This window comes from Flavonifractor sp. AGMB03687 (assembly GCF_017811815.1).
Classification (GTDB): Bacteria; Bacillota; Clostridia; order Oscillospirales; family Oscillospiraceae; genus Flavonifractor.
This window is the reverse complement of the sequence record NZ_JADKZI010000006.1, coordinates 124,471-140,961: the sequence shown is the minus strand read 5'-3', so window position 1 is coordinate 140,961 and position 16,491 is coordinate 124,471. Positions and strand designations below refer to the sequence as shown.

Annotated in this window: 14 protein-coding genes and 1 riboswitch; of the genes, 7 read left to right on the top strand and 7 right to left on the bottom strand. The window is 60.8% G+C overall.

Features of this window, described 5'->3' with window-relative positions; genetic code table 11:
* Positions 1–12: 12 nt before the first annotated feature.
* Positions 13–2,568, bottom strand: coding sequence for an ATP-binding protein (locus tag J9789_RS12995; RefSeq protein ID WP_209346071.1), 2,556 nt, complete (start codon positions 2,566–2,568; stop codon positions 13–15).
* Between the two features lie 27 nt (positions 2,569–2,595).
* Positions 2,596–3,783 carry a GGDEF domain-containing protein gene (locus J9789_RS12990; RefSeq protein WP_209346069.1) on the bottom strand — a complete coding sequence of 396 codons (1,188 nt, stop codon included), beginning with the start codon at positions 3,781–3,783 and terminating at the stop codon, positions 2,596–2,598.
* 247 nt (positions 3,784–4,030) lie between these two features.
* Positions 4,031–4,111: riboswitch (ZMP/ZTP riboswitch) on the top strand.
* A gap of 48 nt (positions 4,112–4,159) precedes the next feature.
* Between J9789_RS12990 and pflA the strand changes: the two genes are divergently transcribed.
* Both pflA and pflB read left to right on the top strand, forming a co-directional pair.
* Positions 4,160–4,891, top strand: coding sequence for a pyruvate formate-lyase-activating protein (gene pflA / locus J9789_RS12985; protein ID WP_209346067.1), 732 nt, complete (start codon positions 4,160–4,162; stop codon positions 4,889–4,891).
* 16 nt (positions 4,892–4,907) lie between these two features.
* Positions 4,908–7,151 carry a formate C-acetyltransferase gene (gene pflB / locus J9789_RS12980; RefSeq protein ID WP_209346065.1) on the top strand — a complete coding sequence of 748 codons (2,244 nt, stop codon included), beginning with the start codon at positions 4,908–4,910 and terminating at the stop codon, positions 7,149–7,151.
* Between the two features lie 50 nt (positions 7,152–7,201).
* On the opposite strand, the gene sdaAA is transcribed toward pflB, so the two are convergent.
* The 3 genes from sdaAA to J9789_RS12965 are packed head-to-tail and all read right to left on the bottom strand — an operon-like array spanning position 7,202 to position 9,987.
* Positions 7,202–8,074 carry an L-serine ammonia-lyase, iron-sulfur-dependent, subunit alpha gene (sdaAA, locus tag J9789_RS12975; protein ID WP_209346063.1) on the bottom strand — a complete coding sequence of 291 codons (873 nt, stop codon included), beginning with the start codon at positions 8,072–8,074 and terminating at the stop codon, positions 7,202–7,204.
* A 12-nt stretch (positions 8,075–8,086) separates the two neighbouring features.
* Positions 8,087–8,755, bottom strand: coding sequence for an L-serine ammonia-lyase, iron-sulfur-dependent subunit beta (gene sdaAB, locus J9789_RS12970; protein WP_209346061.1), 669 nt, complete (start codon positions 8,753–8,755; stop codon positions 8,087–8,089).
* Positions 8,756–8,766: 11 nt separating this feature from the next.
* The gene (locus J9789_RS12965) at positions 8,767–9,987 is read right to left on the bottom strand and encodes a dicarboxylate/amino acid:cation symporter (RefSeq protein ID WP_209346059.1); all 1,221 of its coding nucleotides are present in this window, start codon (positions 9,985–9,987) and stop codon (positions 8,767–8,769) included.
* A gap of 162 nt (positions 9,988–10,149) precedes the next feature.
* Between J9789_RS12965 and J9789_RS12960 the strand changes: the two genes are divergently transcribed.
* Entirely contained in the window at positions 10,150–11,040 is an 891-nt protein-coding gene (locus J9789_RS12960) for a LysR family transcriptional regulator (protein ID WP_209346057.1), read from the top strand.
* Positions 11,041–11,082: 42 nt separating this feature from the next.
* Here the strand turns inward: J9789_RS12960 and J9789_RS12955 are convergent, their stop codons facing one another.
* Both J9789_RS12955 and J9789_RS12950 read right to left on the bottom strand, forming a co-directional pair.
* Complete coding sequence (locus tag J9789_RS12955) at positions 11,083–12,102, bottom strand: hypothetical protein (protein WP_209346055.1); 1,020 nt, start codon at positions 12,100–12,102, stop codon at positions 11,083–11,085.
* 4 nt (positions 12,103–12,106) lie between these two features.
* Positions 12,107–12,595 carry an RNA polymerase sigma factor gene (locus J9789_RS12950; protein WP_209346053.1) on the bottom strand — a complete coding sequence of 163 codons (489 nt, stop codon included), beginning with the start codon at positions 12,593–12,595 and terminating at the stop codon, positions 12,107–12,109.
* Between the two features lie 366 nt (positions 12,596–12,961).
* Here J9789_RS12950 and J9789_RS12945 point away from each other — a divergent pair, with 366 nt between their 5' ends.
* From J9789_RS12945 to J9789_RS12930, 4 genes are read left to right on the top strand one after another with little or no spacing between them, the layout of a single operon-like run.
* The gene (locus J9789_RS12945; RefSeq protein WP_209346051.1) at positions 12,962–13,924 is read left to right on the top strand and encodes a 3-hydroxyacyl-CoA dehydrogenase family protein; all 963 of its coding nucleotides are present in this window, start codon (positions 12,962–12,964) and stop codon (positions 13,922–13,924) included.
* Positions 13,925–13,939: 15 nt separating this feature from the next.
* Entirely contained in the window at positions 13,940–15,172 is a 1,233-nt protein-coding gene (locus tag J9789_RS12940; protein ID WP_348633691.1) for an OFA family MFS transporter, read from the top strand.
* 1 nt (position 15,173) lies between these two features.
* Complete coding sequence (locus J9789_RS12935; protein ID WP_209346049.1) at positions 15,174–15,827, top strand: 3-oxoacid CoA-transferase subunit A; 654 nt, start codon at positions 15,174–15,176, stop codon at positions 15,825–15,827.
* Between the two features lie 12 nt (positions 15,828–15,839).
* A complete protein-coding gene (locus J9789_RS12930; protein ID WP_209346047.1) occupies positions 15,840–16,490 on the top strand; it encodes a CoA-transferase in 651 nt (216 codons plus the stop codon).
* Position 16,491: the final 1 nt, after the last annotated feature.

The following is a 16,491-nucleotide window of genomic DNA, read 5'->3' as shown; positions in this document are numbered from 1 at the left end:
CCATCTGGAATGTTACTGGGGAAGATCCCGTTCGGCTTCCCAATCCGCGATGAGCTTCTCCAGGATCTGCTTCAGCTGCTTGGTATCAATGGGCTTGGATATGTGGTCGTTCATGCCCGCCTGGGTGGTGCGGGCGATGTCCTCGGCAAAGGCATTGGCGGTCACCGCCACAATGGGAATCCCGCCGGCGTCGGTCCGGCCGGAGCCGCGGATGGCGGCCGACGCCTGACAGCCGTCCATCTCCGGCATCTGCATATCCATCAGGATGGCGTCGATGGAGAAGGGCTGGGCGGCCAGGAAGGTCTGCACCGCCTCGGTGCCGTTGACCGCGGTGAGGACCTGTGCGCCGAACTGGTGGAGGATCTCGGTGACGATCTCCCGGTTGAGCTCGTTGTCCTCCGCCGCCAGAATGGTCCGGCCAGTCCAGTCGAAGGGGGCGTCGGCCTCCTCCGGTTCAGAAACTGGGGCCTCAGCCTCCGGCTGATACACGGTCTTCAGCGGGATGGTCACGGTGAAGCGGGTGCCCACGCCCAGGGTGCTGTCCACCGAGATCTCGCCGCTCATCTGCTGGACCAGGCTCTTGACGATGGACATGCCCAGGCCGGTACCCACCGTGGGGTGGGAGGAGAAAGCGGTCTCCCGGGAGTAGGGGTCAAACAGGTACTCCAGGAAGGAGGGGGACATGCCCACGCCGGTATCCTCCACCACGATCTGATATTTGTTGTGCTGCTGGAAGGAGAACTGGCGAGCCTCCAGGGTGATAGATCCGCCGGGGTCGGTATACTTGACGGCGTTGGACAGCAGGTTGTTGATGATCTGGGTGAGCTTTTTCTCGTCGCCCATCACGATGGGGTTCTGGAGGTCGATGTTGATCTCCAGGCGTTTGCCCTCCGCCTGGGCGCGGTCCTGGAAGAGATCGGCCAGCTTGAGCAGAAGCTGGCTGAGATCCAGTTCCTTCTGATCCAGATTGTTTTTGCCGGCCTCCATTCTGGACAGCTCCAGAATGTCGTTGATGAGATTCAGAAGCTGATCGGCGGAGAACTGGATCTTTTTGATGTATTCCCACACCTTCTGATGGTCTTCGGCATTATGGGTCTTTTCTGCCAGATCGCAGCAGCCGATGATGGCGTTGAGGGGGGTGCGCATGTCGTGGGACATGTTGCTGAAGAATTCCGATTTGGCCTTGGTGCTCTTCTGAGCGGCATCCAGCGCATCCTGGAGAATGATGGTGTGCTGGATCTCCCGGCGTTTTTCTTCGTCCACATCCCGGAAGCAGAGGATGACCTCATCGGGAGCCAGCTCGGGATCATAGAGGGTGCGGATATTCATCCAGCGGTAGGTATCGCCGAAACGGCGCTGATAGTCGCCGCCGTAGTCGGGAATACCCTGCTCCATCCGTTGGGAGATGCTATCCAGGCTGAAGTTGGCCTTGAAGGCCTGAAACGTGCTGGGGGTAGCCAGAGGACGCAAGGCCTCCAGGAGTGAGGCGTAGGACCCCTTCATGGGCACCTTGCCCCGTAGGTCATCATAGAGCTTGAAGCATTCATAGGTACCGGTTTTAACATTGACCCGGTAGATCGAGTAAAAGGAATCGCCCAGAATACGGGCGGTATCGTCGGCCTTTTTCATCACCCGGCTCTTGATCATGTCCTGGATGGTCATGAAGATCAGGATGAGGAACAGGAACACTGCCACGCCGGACAGGATGAGAATGACGGTGTTTTCCTCGCCCATCAGGATCTGCTGGATGGGCATGGTCATGATAACCGTCCAGCCGTTGTTCATCTCCTGATAGTAGACGCCGCGGGTGACCCCTTCCGGGTCCTGAATGGTGGCGTCATGGGCCAAAAGAGAGCCGTCGGCAATGCCGGACATCAGGTAGTCGATGTAGGCCTGTGTACGCTGGGCATCCACGTTCCATTTGGTTATGGAGTAGAGCAGCACGCCGTTCTCATCACATAGGTAGTAGGAGGAGTTTTGGGGCAGGATCTGGGCGTTGTTGTGGAGGGAATCGTTTTGGATGTACACATCCATAGCCACCACATTGTTCTCGCTGTCCAGGGCCTTGGAAATGGTAAAGATCAGCTGGCCGGTGATGGCGGCCTGGTAGATGGTTCCCCGTGCGACCTGACCGTCCGAGGCCAGTGCGTCGCGGTACCAGGCGGCCTCTTGATAGGGATAGGTCTCATCCCCCTCCCATGGATTGGCGGCAATGATCTTGCCGTCCACCACGGCGTAGAAGTCAGCCACGCCGGTGCCCATGGCGTCGGTGAATTTATGGAAGTAGCCGGTCAGCCAGGCCTGGAGCTGATCGTTGTCCTCCCCGGCGGCAATCATCTCGTCCAGATATTCGCCGGCAATGTTGAAGTGCATCTCCAGTGCGCTGATGTTCATTTCCTCTTCCAGGGCGTAGCTGTGGACCAGCGCCATACCCAGGCTCTGGGCATTTTGCAGCAGCTTGGTTCGCACCAGTACAATGGCAAATACCAGCAGCGCCGCCACAAAGATCAGAAGGATTCCATTCAGAATCAGGCGGATCCCTGTGGGATGAACCTTTCGCGTCATCATATCCAATATACTCCCATCGCCTGCCTGCTATTGGGTGCCGTCGGAACGAATGTTTCCGAAGGTACTCAGATAGAAGGCTTTTTTCTCCTGATACATGGCCCGGTCCATGTCCTGGAAGAACTGAAACAGGTCGGATTCCTGCAATTCTGAGATCCCGGCGGAGAAGGAGACCGGAAGGGGAGCATTGCCGGAACGGTTGTATTGACAGAGCTCCCGGGCAATGTTGTCCTGAATGCGCTGGATCTCCTCCGGTCGGGAGGTGGGCAGAAGGACCAGAAACACATCGCCGCCGTACCGCACCACTGCCGCGCGGCTGTCGCTGGTGGCCCGGAGCAGGATCTGTCCCACGGCCCGCAGAACGCCGTCGCCCCGGATGTGTCCGTAGGTGTCGTTGATGTGCTTAAAACCGTTTACATCCAGCAGGATCCCGGTCATGTGCATGCCCGCCCGGATCTGTCTGGGAATGCGGTCCATGTAGTGCATCAGGTAATTGCGGTTATACAGGTTGGTCAGCGGATCCAGGTAGATGTCCTCACTTTGCAGGCTGATGTACAGGAGGGTGAGGCCCAAAGCCACCGAGACCCAGATCAGGGCGATGCCGTAGGTGGTCAGCTGGATGATGCTGCCCAGATATACGGGGATCAAAAAAGTCAGCACCGGCATGAACAGATACAGGCTCGACCGCTTCCGGTAGTGGTAGGAGAGCACCGCACCGTAGGTGATGTAGCAGTATACCACTGCACAGGGCAGGAGGAACAGGGGGGTGCGGTAATATACGTTATCCTCCGTGACCCAGAAAAATACAGCGGAAAAGAGGTTGCACACGGCGGCTGCACAGATGAGGAGGGCGGGGATGGCTGCGAAGGGATAGTATTTTTCTAGCCGGGCATGGTCCTGGAACAGCCGGTAATCCACATAGCAGATCCAGAGGAAGGCGAGGACGGCCGCCAGGCACAGCGTCACCGCACTGCACAGGAGGGACAGCTGCCGGGCAGGGAAGAAGGTCTGCCCTTCCAGCAGAAAGCCTGTCGTCTCCACCGTGCAGAGGACAAAGCAGAGCAGACACATGCTGTAAAACAATTTCCCGTCTATGGAGGTGGTCCTGGTTCGTCTGTATCGGCTGAGCAAAATGGCCAGCATGAGACAGATCCCCAGCCCGTTGGCGATCAGGACCGCGGGCATGTTGACCGAAGCGGAGGTATAGTTTTCAAACATGGGAGCCTCCTTTCCCCTCGTATGGACTGTTAAAATCGGTTTTTTCACACAGAACATGCGAAGAATAAGTGGTTTTCCCTGAGCCGTTCCCCGATCGAGCGGGGGGGCTCTGCGGAGGGCCATACCTATTTCAGCAGATAAAACCTCACCCTAAATATAACATAAAAATTTGAAATTGGAAAGACACCTGCCGAGGTTCACAGGAGGTGAGACCTTTCTTGACAAAGGACGCCGGCCGTGATATAAAAGAATATCATATGACTGACGGATAATGTGGAGCCTACCACATGGAGTATGATGAAAAAAGCCGACCGTCTGGGCGAGAGAAGCCCGGACTGTCGGCTTTTCTTTTATGCAAAAGGAGGTATGGTTCCACATGACACAAGGGAGGGTCCACTCCCTGGAATCCATGGGGTTGGTGGACGGCCCCGGCATCCGCACGGTGGTCTTTTTGCAGGGCTGCGCCCTGCGCTGCCGCTACTGCCACAACCCGGACACCTGGGCGGCAGAAGGAACGGCAGAGAGCGTCACCCCCCGGCAACTGGTGGAGCGGCTGGTCCGCTTCAAGCCCTACTACGGCAGTACCGGCGGGGTGACCTTCTCCGGCGGGGAGCCCCTGCTCCAGCCCGCCTTTCTGGCCGAGACCCTGGAGCTGTGCCACGAGGCGGGCATCCACACCTGCCTGGACACGGCGGGATGCGGCCTGGGGGAGTACGGGGCCATCCTGGCCCACACCGACCTAATCCTGCTGGACGTGAAGCACTATACCCCGGAGGGCTGGCGGCAGATCACCGGCAGCTCCATGGCGGCCTTTGACCGCTTTCTGGAGGCGGCCCAGCAGGCGGGCGTGCCCCTGTGGGTGCGCCACGTGGTGGTGCCTGGCCTCACCGATGGGGAGGAGCACCTGGCGGGGCTGGAGACCTATCTGAAGGGGCTGAAGCACATCCGGCGGGTGGAGCTGCTGCCCTACCACACCCTGGGAGTCCACAAGTACGCCACCCTGGGCCTGGCCTATCCCCTGGAGGGGGTACCCCCTATGGACGGGACGGCCCTGGAGCAATGGAACGAGCGCCTGAACCGCACCTGCGTCCAGGCGGACAGGTCATGAGAAAAGGAGTTAGCATATGAGCATTGATGTAAATTGCACCGCCTGGCAGGGGTTTCGCACCGGCGAGTGGCGGCATTTGGTGAACGTCCGTAATTTTATCCAGAAGAATTACACTCCGTATTCGGGAAACGGGGATTTCCTGGCCTCTGTTTCCACAAAAACGGCGAAAGTGTGGAAAAAAGCCGAGGCCCTCATCATCGAGGAGGTGAAGAAGGGCATCATCGATGTGGAAACAGATGCCGTCTCCGGCATCGATAATTTTGCCCCTGGCTATATCGATCGGGAGAACGAGGTCATTGTGGGCCTCCAGACCGACGCCCCCCTCAAGCGCATCGTCAACCCCTTCGGCGGCATCCGCAACGCCACCTCCGCCCTGGAGCAGTACGGCTATCAGCTCAACCCGGAGATCGAGCGCCATTTCCGCCTCTACCGCAAGACCCACAACGAGGGTGTGTTCGACGCCTACCCCAAGCGTACCCGTCTGGCCCGGACGGCGGGCCTGCTCACCGGCCTGCCCGACGCCTACGGCCGGGGCCGCATCGTGGGCGACTACCGCCGGGTGCCCCTGTACGGCACCGACTTCCTCATCGAGGAGAAGAAGGCCGACCTGGACCGCATCGACGGCCCCATGACCGACGAGCGCATCCGCCTGTGGGAGGAGGTCCAGATGCAGATCCGGGCCCTGGAGCAGATGGCCTCTATGGCCGCCAAGTACGGCTGCGACATCACCCGCCCGGCGGAAAACGCCCGTGAGGCGGTACAGAACCTGTACATGGCCTACCTGGCGGGCATCAAGGAGAACAACGGCGCCGCCACCTCTCTGGGCCGGGTGTCCACCTTCCTGGACATCTACATCCAGCGGGACCTGGATAACGGCGTGCTGGACGAGCAGGGCGCCCAGGAGCTGATGGACCAGTTCGTTATCAAGCTGCGGCTGGTGCGCCACCTGCGTACCCCGGAGTACAACGAGCTCTTCGGCGGCGACCCCACCTGGGTCACCGAGTCCATCGGCGGCATGGGGGTGGACGGCCGCACCCTGGTGACTAAAAACTCCTTCCGCATGCTCCACACCCTCACCAACCTGGGCACCGCCCCCGAGCCCAACCTGACGGTGCTGTGGAGCCCCCACCTGCCCCAGGGTTTTAAGGACTACTGTGCCAAAATGAGCATCGACACCGACTCCATCCAGTATGAGAGCGACGAGCTCATGCGGCCCATGTACGGCGACGACTACTGCATCGCCTGCTGTGTGTCCGCCATGGCGGTGGGCAAGCAGATGCAGTTCTTCGGGGCCCGGGCCAACCTGGCCAAGAGCCTGCTGTACGCCATCAACGGCGGCGTGGACGAGAAGAAGGGCATCCAGGTGGTGCCCGACATCCAGCCGGACACCGACGAGGTGCTGGACTACCCCAAGGTACTGGGCAATTATAAAAAGGTGCTGTCCTATGTGGCGGAGCTCTACGTGGACACCATCAACATCATCCACTATATGCACGACAAGTATGCCTACGAGAGCAGCCAGATGGCCCTCCACGACACCCTGGTGGAGCGGCTGGCCGCCTTCGGCGTGGCGGGCCTGTCCATTGCCGCCGACTCCCTGTCCGCCATCAAGTTCGCCAAGGTGCGCCCTATCCGCAACGAGCAGGGCATCGCCGTGGACTTCGCGGTGGAGGGGGACTTCCCCAAGTACGGCAATGACGACGACCGGGTGGACGACATCGCCGTGGAGCTGGTGTCCTACTTCTCCGCCGAGCTGAAGAAGCACCCCCTGTACCGGAACGCCATCCACACTCTGTCCGCCCTCACCATCACCTCCAACGTGATGTACGGCAAGAAGACGGGAGCCACCCCCGACGGCCGCAAGGCGGGGGAGCCCTTTGCCCCCGGCGCCAACCCCATGCACGGCCGGGACAAGAGCGGGGCCCTGGCCTCCCTCAACTCGGTGGCCAAGATCCCCTACCGGGCGGTGTGCCAGGACGGCGTGTCCAACACCTTCTCCATCGTGCCCACCGCCCTGGGTAAGAGCGAGGGCGAGCGGGTGGACAACCTGGTGCACATTCTGGACGGCTACTTCCTCCAGGGTGCCCACCACCTCAACGTCAACGTCATGAACCGGCAGCTGCTGGTGGATGCCATGGAGCATCCCGAGCAGTACCCCACCCTCACCATCCGGGTGTCGGGCTACGCGGTGAACTTCTCCCGCCTGAGCCGGGAGCAGCAGCTGGAGGTCATCAAGCGCACCTTCCACGAGCAGATGTAACAGGAAAAGGCCCCGGAACCAGCAGGTTCCGGGGCCTTTTTATTTTTGGTTCAGCCGCAGCAGCCGCCGCAGCGCTCGCAGGCGGAGGGGGTGGTGGCACAGCCGCCCAGGGCGGTCTCCCGCAGCTCGGCGGGCAGGTAGCGACCCACCCGGTACATGGCGGAGAGCATCTCATCGAAGGGGATGAGCTGCTCCACGCCGCTGAGGGCGATCTCGGCGGCAATGAGGGCGTTGGCCACACCGGCGGCGTTGCGGTTCTGGCAGGGGTACTCCACCAGTCCGCCCACCGGGTCGCACACCAGACCCAGCATGTTCATCAGCACCGTGGAGGCGGCGCTGAGGCACTGCTCCGGCTCGCCGCCCATGAGTTCCACGGCAGCGGAGGCCGCCATGGCGGCGGCTACGCCCACCTCGGCCTGACAGCCGCCCACCGCGCCCGCCACAGTGGCGTTGCGCATGGCCAGGTAGCCGATGGCACCGGCGTTGAACAGACCGTCCAGCAGCCGCTGGTCGGAGATGCGGTACTCATCCTGGAGGGCCAGCAGCAGGCCGGGCACCACGCCGGAGGAACCGGCGGTGGGAGCCGCCACGATGAGGCCCATGGAGGCGTTGACCTCCAGCACCGCCATGGCGTAGGTGATGGCCTTCTGAAGCACAGGGCCGCAGATGTCCTTCTTTTTGGAGGCGTGGGCGGCCAGCTTCTTGGCCTCCCCGCCGATGAGTCCGCCCATGGAGCGGACAGGGCTCTCCAGGGGGATGGTGGCTGAGCGGCGCATGATCTCCAGGGCCCGGGTCATGCGGCGAGTCACGGTGTCCGCCGTGGTTTCCCCCAGGATGATCTCCCGGCGGCGCATGATCTCGGAGATGGGACAGCCCTCCTGGCGGCACAGAGCCAGCAGCTCTTTGGCATTTTTAAAATCCATTGTGTCCCCTCCTTACGACTGCACGATCATGACGTCCCGGATATAGGGATTGGCCCGCAGCTCCTGGTCGATACCCTCAGGCAGAGTGCCGTCCGACTCGATGATGCTGTAGGCGGTGTCTCCCTTGCCCTCCCGGAACAGACGCATGAAGGCGATGTTCACGTTGCGGTCGCTGAGGACCTTGGTAAGGTGGGCCACCACGCCGGGCTTGTCCTGCTGGATCACCACCACAGAGGCGTACTCGCCGCTGAAGTCCACGTGGACGCCATTGATGCGCACAATGTGCATCTTGCCGCCACCCAGGGACTCGCCCCGGACGGTCATGATCTGTCCGGCGGCGTTCTCCATGCGGATGTCCACGGTGTTGGGGTGGATGTCGGTCTCCGTCTCGTTGGGGGTGAAAGAGAAGGCCAGCCCCCGCTCATTGGCGATGCGGAAGGAGTCCCGGATGCACAGATCATCGGTGGAAAAGCCCATGATGCCGCCCAGCAGGGCACGGTCGGTGCCGTGGCCGTGGTAGGTCTTGGCGAAGGAGCCGTAGAGGGTGAAATCCACCTTCTTCAGCGGCGGCGCCAGCAGCTTGTGGGCCACGTTGGCGATGGCCACGGCTCCCGCGGTGTGGGAGCTGGAGGGGCCGACCATATTGGGACCCAGTACATCAAAGACGCTGATAAACGACATGGGATCACTCCTTACACGGCGGCGGAAGATTTGAGAATGAACTTCTGGTAGATGGTGTTGACGATGGTGCCGATGGCGTTGTCACCGGACACGTTGCAGGCGGTGCCGAAGGAATCCTGGGTGATGTACAGGGCCACCATGATGGCGCAGATGGGGCCGTTCACGTCGCCGGCCTCGGTGCCGAACACCATGTACAGGAAGGGCAGGGCGGTCATGATGGAGCCGCCGGGGGCGCCGGGGGAGGCCACCATGGCGATACCCAGGGTCATGATGAAGGGCACCACGGTGCCCAGGCTGATGGGCAGCTGGTACATCAGGCACACGGCGGTGGCGCAGGCGGTGATGGTGATCATGGAACCGGCCATGTGGATGTTGGCGCACAGGGGCACCACAAAGTTGCGGATCTCCTCCAGAATGCCGTCCTTCTTGGCGCACTCCAGGTTGACGGGGATGGTGGCGGCGGAGGACTGGGTGCCGATGGCGGTGGCATAGCCGGGGATCTGGTTGCGGATGAGGGTGATGGGGTTCTTCTTGGAAACCAGACCAGCCACAAAGAACTGGATGCAGATGTAGATCAGGTGCATGGCGATGACCACCAGGAACACCTTCCACAGGATGCCCAGAATGGCGAAAGTCTTACCGGAATAGGTCATGTTGGTGAAGGTGCCGCAGATGTACAGGGGCAGCAGGGGGATGATCACCTTGTGGAGCACCTTGTCAATGATGGCGGAGAAGTCCTCCATGCCGTGATAGAGGCTGTCGCCGATCTCCTTGCCGCGCATGGTGGACAGGCACAGGCCCAGCACAAAGGCCAGGGTGACGGCGGACAGGGTGTCCAGCAGGGGCGGGATGGACAGGGAGAAGTAGCCCTCCAGGGACACGTCGGCGGTGGCGGCGATCTGGTCCAGGGCGCCCTCGCTCATAAAGGAGGGGAACAGGCTGGAGGACACCAGGTAGGAGGCGGAGCCGGCCACCAGGGTGGAGAAGTAGGACAGGACCACGGTGATGATGAGCAGCTTGCCCGCGCCGCTGCGCAGATTGGCGATGCCCATGGTCACGTAGGCCACGATCATCAGCGGGATGATGAAGGACAGGAAGGTGCTGAAGATGGACGAGCAGGTTACGATCACCCGGTTAAACCACTCGGGCATAAAGCTGCCGAACAGAATACCGATGATGATGGCCAGGATAAGCTTGGGAATCAGGCCGATTTTAATGTGTTTCTTTTCCATGCGGGATTCCTCCTTAGACTTTCTCCATTTTGTCTATTTTCCTCTTGACTTTTCAGGGGCTTCAGTATAACATTGCACAATAATTAAATCAAACGAATCTAATTTATCACGTCATTGAATTTTTTTCATAACAGACTGATGGGTCTAAAAGGAGGGAGCGGTATGGAGCTGCGGCAGCTGACCACCTTTGTACGGGTGGCGCAATTTCAGAGCTTTTCCAAGGCGGCGGCCAGCCTGGGCTACTCCCAGTCGGCGGTGACGGTGCAGATCCGCCTGCTGGAGGAGGAGTTGGGGGTGCGGCTCTTTGACCGCATGGGCAAGCGGGTGTCTCTGACGGGGCAGGGCCGCGTCTTCCAGGAGAGCGCCATCGGCATCATCCAGGATGTGAACCGGGCCAAGCAGTCCCTGGCCGGGGCGGACGAGGTGCTGCGGGGCCAGCTCCACATTGGAACCCTGGAGTCCCTGTGCTACGCCAGACTGCCCGGCATCATCCGCAGCTTCCGGGTCTGTCACCCCCAGGTCAACGTGCAGATCACCACCGGCATCCCGGAGGAGCTCATTTCCAAGATGGAGCGAGGCGAGCTGGACATCATCTACATCCTGGACGAGCCCCTGTACAACAACAGTTGGTGCAAGATGCTGGAAGAGCCCGAGCGGGTGGTGGTGGTGGCCTCGGCGGCCCTGGGGAAGGAGCTCAGCGGCCGGCCCCATAAGCTGACCGAGCTGCTGGACAAGCCCTTCTACCTCACCGAGCGGGACGCCAACTACCGGCGGCTGCTGGATCGCCGCCTGGCCGCCTTTGGGCAGGCCATCACCCCCGCCCTGGAGAGCAGCTATGCCTCCTTCCTGCTGCGGGTGCTGGAGGAGACCGAGGGGCTGACCTTCCTGCCCTGGTTCCTGGTGGAGGAGCCGGTACGCCAGGGCAAGCTGTCGGTGGTGGAGGTCAGCGACCTCCAGGCGGTGATGTACAGCCAGATCTTCTACCACAGGGATAAGTGGGCCACCCGGGAGATGGAGGAGTTCGTCCGCTTCTGCACCCCGAAAAAGGCTTAGATAAAACAACGGGCCGCCTTTCGGCGGCCCGTTGTTTTGCGGTTAACCCTCCAGGGGGAAGGTGACCTTCCAGTTCCCCTGGGTGCGGTTTCCGCTGAGGAAGAAGTCTCCCGTCAGGCGGTAGTTTTCCGCCTCCTCCGGGGAGAGGGAGAAGACGTACTCCTCATAGCTGTCTCCGCTTCCGTTCTCCGCCCAGAAGGAGTAGGAGGCCTCCGGCTCCAGCACGGTCCCGTCGGACCCGGTGAGGTAGAGCTGGGCGTGGTTGTCGTTGTCCAGCAGGTCGTCCACCAGCAGCTGGACGTGGAGCTTGCCCTCCACCCAGCCCAGGCTGGTGAGCTGGAACCCCTCCACCGGGCAGGCGTTCTCCGGCAGGTTGGGAATCAGGGCCCGGAAAGAACTTTCGTCAAAAGCCTCGCCGCTGCCGCCCCGCAGGTCCACGGCCTGGGTGGCGGGGGCGGTGGAAACGGCACTCAGATCAGCGGGGATGCTTATCCCTGTCCGCTCCTCCTTCTGGCTCAAGAATTCCCGGAGGGAGAAGGTGATCTTGTCTCCCGGCATGGCCTGTCCCTCCAGGTGGGTCAGGGTGACCAGAAAGAGGGCGGTGCTGGTTTCGGCGTCGTACCCCGCCTGCTCACAGTGGCCCGCGGTGTCGTAGGGGGTGCGGACGGTGTAGCTGTCGTACAGGTCGGTGGTGGCGTCCACCCGGTCCCCCTCCAGGTCCTGCAAAGTTAGATAGATCTGGGCGCTGTCTCCCTGGATGCGGGCGGATACCACCTCCATGCGCACCCCGTTGTCCTGGTCGCTCTGCCGCACTGGCTGGAAGGACTGGGCCATGGCGGGGGCCACCAGATACATCAGGTCGTAGACGGGCTCCACATGGGCGGCCAGCACAGGCATGGCCAGGGTAAGGCTGAGGGCGGCCGCCAGTACCGCAACAGCAGGGCGGGTCCAGCGAGCGGGGCGGCGTCGGGCGGCCCGGCACAGGCGCTCCGTGATCCGCTCCTCCATGGCCCGGGGCATTTCAATGGCCTGGACCGCTTGTTTCAGACGGATGTCTTCCATAGCGCTATAAATACTCCTTTCGGTAGATCTCCTCCAGCAGCCTGCGCCCCTTCTGCAGGCGCATTTTCACTGCGGAGACGGAGCGCCCAATGATGCGGGCGATCTCCTCCATGGGGTACTCCTCTACATAGTAGAGGATCAGGACCACCCGGAAGCGGGGCGGCACCTGCATCAAAGCTTCCAGCACGCCGCAGTCCTCCCGGTCCGGCCCGCAGCGCTCCAGCGTCTCCAGGGGCAGCTGGGGATGGCGGGCCCACCTCCGCCGCATGTCCCGGCAGCGGTTGGCCGCCACCGTAATGAGCCAGGCCTTCTCGTGCCCGGTGTCGGTAAATCGGGGGGCTTTTTGCAGGTATGTCAAAATGGTGTCCTGTACCGCGTCCTCCGCATCGCTCTCGCTGCCCAGCATCACCAGGCAGAGGCGGAAGAGGGTGGTCCCATAGGTGTGTACGATGGATTCAATTTCATCCGCCGGCCGTACGGACGATGGCTCCATTCCATCCCCTCCTTTCCGGTCTTCTATTCTATACACGCACAGAAAGGCAAAACGGTCAAGATTTTTTTCAAAGAGGCGGCATTTTGGCGGTCTCATGGATAATTGGGCTGCTGCCGATACGAATGGATTAAGGAAAAAGCAGTACCCTATTAATGCAAAATGGCATTTAACATTACAATGTGGGTGGATAATGAGAAAATATAATTCCATATTGCATTAAACGGATATTTGCAGGGCGGATCGTGGGGGAGAAACAGGGCTGTATTCCTTAGTAATTGGAACAAATATTTTTTTGAATGGTCAAACTGCGGCTTTGGCATGAACCTTGCATAAGACAAAGGCAAAACAAAACAGGAGGTTTCTGATATGAACGTTAACAGCATCAAGCAGGTTGCTTGCATCGGTGGTGGAGTCATCGGTTCCAGCTGGGCGATCCAGTTTGCTATGAAGGGGCTCGATGTCACCCTGTATGACATCAATGAGGAGCAGCTGAAGAAAAGCAGCGACCAGATGCACAAGAGCCTAGAGGCGCTGGTGCAGTATAACGCCATTACCGCTCAGCAGTGTGCGGAACTGGTGGCACGAGTCAATCTCACCACTTCTATTGAGGAGGCGGTCCGCGGGGCCCGGTTTATTCAGGAGAGCGGCCCTGAGCGACTGGAGATCAAGCAGAGCATTCTGGCTCAGGTGGAGGAGAGCGCCGCTGAGGACGCCATTTATGCCAGCAGCACCTCCGGCCTGCTGATCAGCGATATTGCCGCCAAGGCAGCCCATCCCGAGCGCTGCGTGGGCGCCCATCCCTACAATCCCCCCCACCTGATCCCGTTGGTGGAGCTCACCTCCGGTGAGAAGACCGATCCTGAGATCCTTCAGACCGCCTATGACTTTTATCAGTCCATCGGCAAGGAAGCGGTGCTTCTGCGCAAGGAGTGCCCTGGCTTCATTGCCAACCGGCTCCAGCTTGCCCTCTACCGGGAGGTGCAGGATCTGGTGATGCGCGGTGTCTGCTCCGTGGAGGATGTGGACAAGGCACTGGTCTATGGTCCCGGCCTGCGCTGGGCGATTTTCGGTCACAACATGATTATGCAGCTGGGCAACCCCGGTGGCCTTACCGGCATGGTGCAGATGCTGGGTAATTCCGGCGACAAGTGGCTGGCGGACATGGCATCCTGGACACATCAGCCCGACAACTGGGCAGAGGTGGCTCAGCCCGGCGTGGACGCCGAGATGGCCCGCTTCCCGGAGCACATTGGCCATACCAATGCCGAGTGTGCTGCATACCGCGACCAGATGCTGATCGAGCTGCTCAAGCTCCACCGCAAGCTCTAAGAAGGAGGATACCGCGTGGAAACCCGTTCTGCTTCTATCACCGCTTTTCTGGGCCGCCGCTGGTTGTGCATGGCTGCCGCGCTGGTAATCTGCATCTGCGCCGGCTTCGGATACGCCTGGAGCGTACTCCAGAATCCCATTGTCACCCAGTTCGGCTGGGCCGATTCGGGCGTAGCCCTTGCCTATACCATCACGGTGCTTTGTTCTACCATGGCGCCTCTGCTGTTTGGTTCCCTGATTCGCCGCATATCCACCCGGCTGGGTGTTGTAGTGGGCGCGGTACTCTTTGGCGGGGGACTGCTGCTGACCAGTTTCATGAATCAGCTCTGGCAGCTCTATCTGTTCTATGGCATTATTTCCGGCCTGGGTGTGGGATTTATCTACCCCAGCATGATGGCCTATGTGGTGCGGCTGTTCCCCGACCGCTCCGGTCTGGCCTCTGGCCTGGGTACCGCTGCCTACGGCTCTGGCGCCATCCTGTGGGCCCCTACCGCCGCCGCTTTGATGGAGGGGGTAGGCATGGACCGGGCCTTCCTGCTGCTGGGCATCCTGTTTGCTGTGGTCATCCTGGCAGGTTCTTTCCTCCTGTCTGATCCGCCTGAGGGCTTCCAGAGCGCCTTGGCACCGGCAGCGGAAGGGAAAAAGGGGGGCGCGGCCGATCTGAACCGGAGTCAGATGGTGCGTACCGGTGCCTTCTGGCTGATGGTGATCGTGTTTACCTGCGGCCTGGTGGCCGGGGTCATCGTGATCAGCCAGGCATCTCCCATTCTGCAGCAGTCCCTGGACTACACCGCCGCCCGGGCTGCACTGTTCGTCAGCGTATTTGCTGCCTGTAACATGGCCGGCCGCTTTTTGTGGGGCAGCCTGTCCGATAAGATGGGCCTGTGCAATACCGCCGGCGTGGTCTTTATCCTGTGTATTTTGTCCATGGCGCTGCTGGCGGTGGCGCGACAGGAGTTCCTGGTGCTGGTGCTGATGGGCCTGGCGGCCTCCTGCTACGGCGGACTGGCCTCCATTCTGACCCCGCTGACCGCCCAGATGTTCGGTGCCCGATATATCACCGAGAACTACGGCGTTATGTATGTGGTGTTCGGTCTGGCCAGCCTAATCGGTCCCAGCCTGGCCACTACCTTTAAAACCATGGGAGGCGGCAGCTATACCGGCGCCTATATAACCGCTGCAGTGCTGGCGGTAGTAGGCCTCATCCTCTCCCGTTTCCTGAAACCTGTATCCCGCAAAGGAGAATGATATGGAACTGAGTAAAGTACGTACCATCGAGCAGATCGTGGCCAGCTTCAAGGACGGCCAGATCATTGCCATCGGCGGCCAGACCAACCAGTATATGCCGGAGCGTCTGATCCAGTGTGTGCTGGACAGCGGCGCCAGGCATCTGACCGTCTACTCCATCGATTCCAGCGACCCCGGCATGGGGATCAGCCGCCTCATTGAGGCGGGCGCGGTGGACAAGATGATCACCACCCACGTGGGTACCAATCCCCGTACCAACGCCCGCATCCAGGATGGCTCCCTGAAGGCGGAGCTCATCCCTATGGGTACTTTTATCGAGCGTATCCGCTGCGGCGGCATGGGCCTGGGCGGCGTGCTCACCAAGACCGGCCTGGGCACCGTGGTAGAGGAGGGCAAGCGGGTCATTGAGGTGAACGGCCAGCAGTATCTGCTGGAGACCGCTCTCCACGCTGACGTGGCCCTGACCCGCTGCCGGAAGGCAGACCCCCTGGGCAATTTGGCCTACCGGGGTAGCAGCGGACATGCTTCCCATCCTGTGATTGCTACCTGTGCCGACCTTTCCATTGTGGAGTGCGACCACTTTTGCGACCTGGGTGAGATCGGCCCCGATGAGGTCAAGGTGCCTGGTATGTTCGTGGACATGATTCTGGTGTAAGGAGGGGACGAGATGAACAACAGAAACTTTATTGCCAAGCGGGCTGCTGCCTACTTCAAGCCCGGCGATGTAGTCAATCTGGGCATCGGCATTCCCAGCCTGTGCGGCAGCTATGCTGCCCAGGGTGTCCTGTTCCAGAGCGAGAACGGCTTTATCGGCATCGGCGCCACCGTCAACGAGGGCTTGATGGCCAACGAGCGGTTTGTCAACGCCGGCGGCGTTCATTTTGAGCCGGTACCGGGCAGCAGCGCCTTTGATGTGGCCATGTCCTTCGGTGTGATCCGCTCCGGCCGACTGGCCGCCACCGTACTGGGTGGCCTGCAGGTCTCCGCTCAGGGTGATCTGGCCAACTGGGCCACGCCGGGCCGGGCCTTCGGCATGGGCGGCGCCATGGATCTGTGCAACGGTGCCAAGCAGGTGATCGTGGCCATGGACCTGGTGGCCAAGGACGGTTCTCCGAAGATTGTGAACCAGTGTACCCTGCCCCTGACTGCAGTGCGGTGTGTGAATCACATTGTTACCGACCGCTGCGTCATTGACGTGACGCCTGAGGGCCTGCTGCTCTCTGAGATTCGCAAGGGGCATACCGTGGAAGAGATTCAGGCTGCTGTGGAGCCCAAGCTCCTGGTGGCTTCCAATCTGATTGAAATGGAGGAAGATTGAT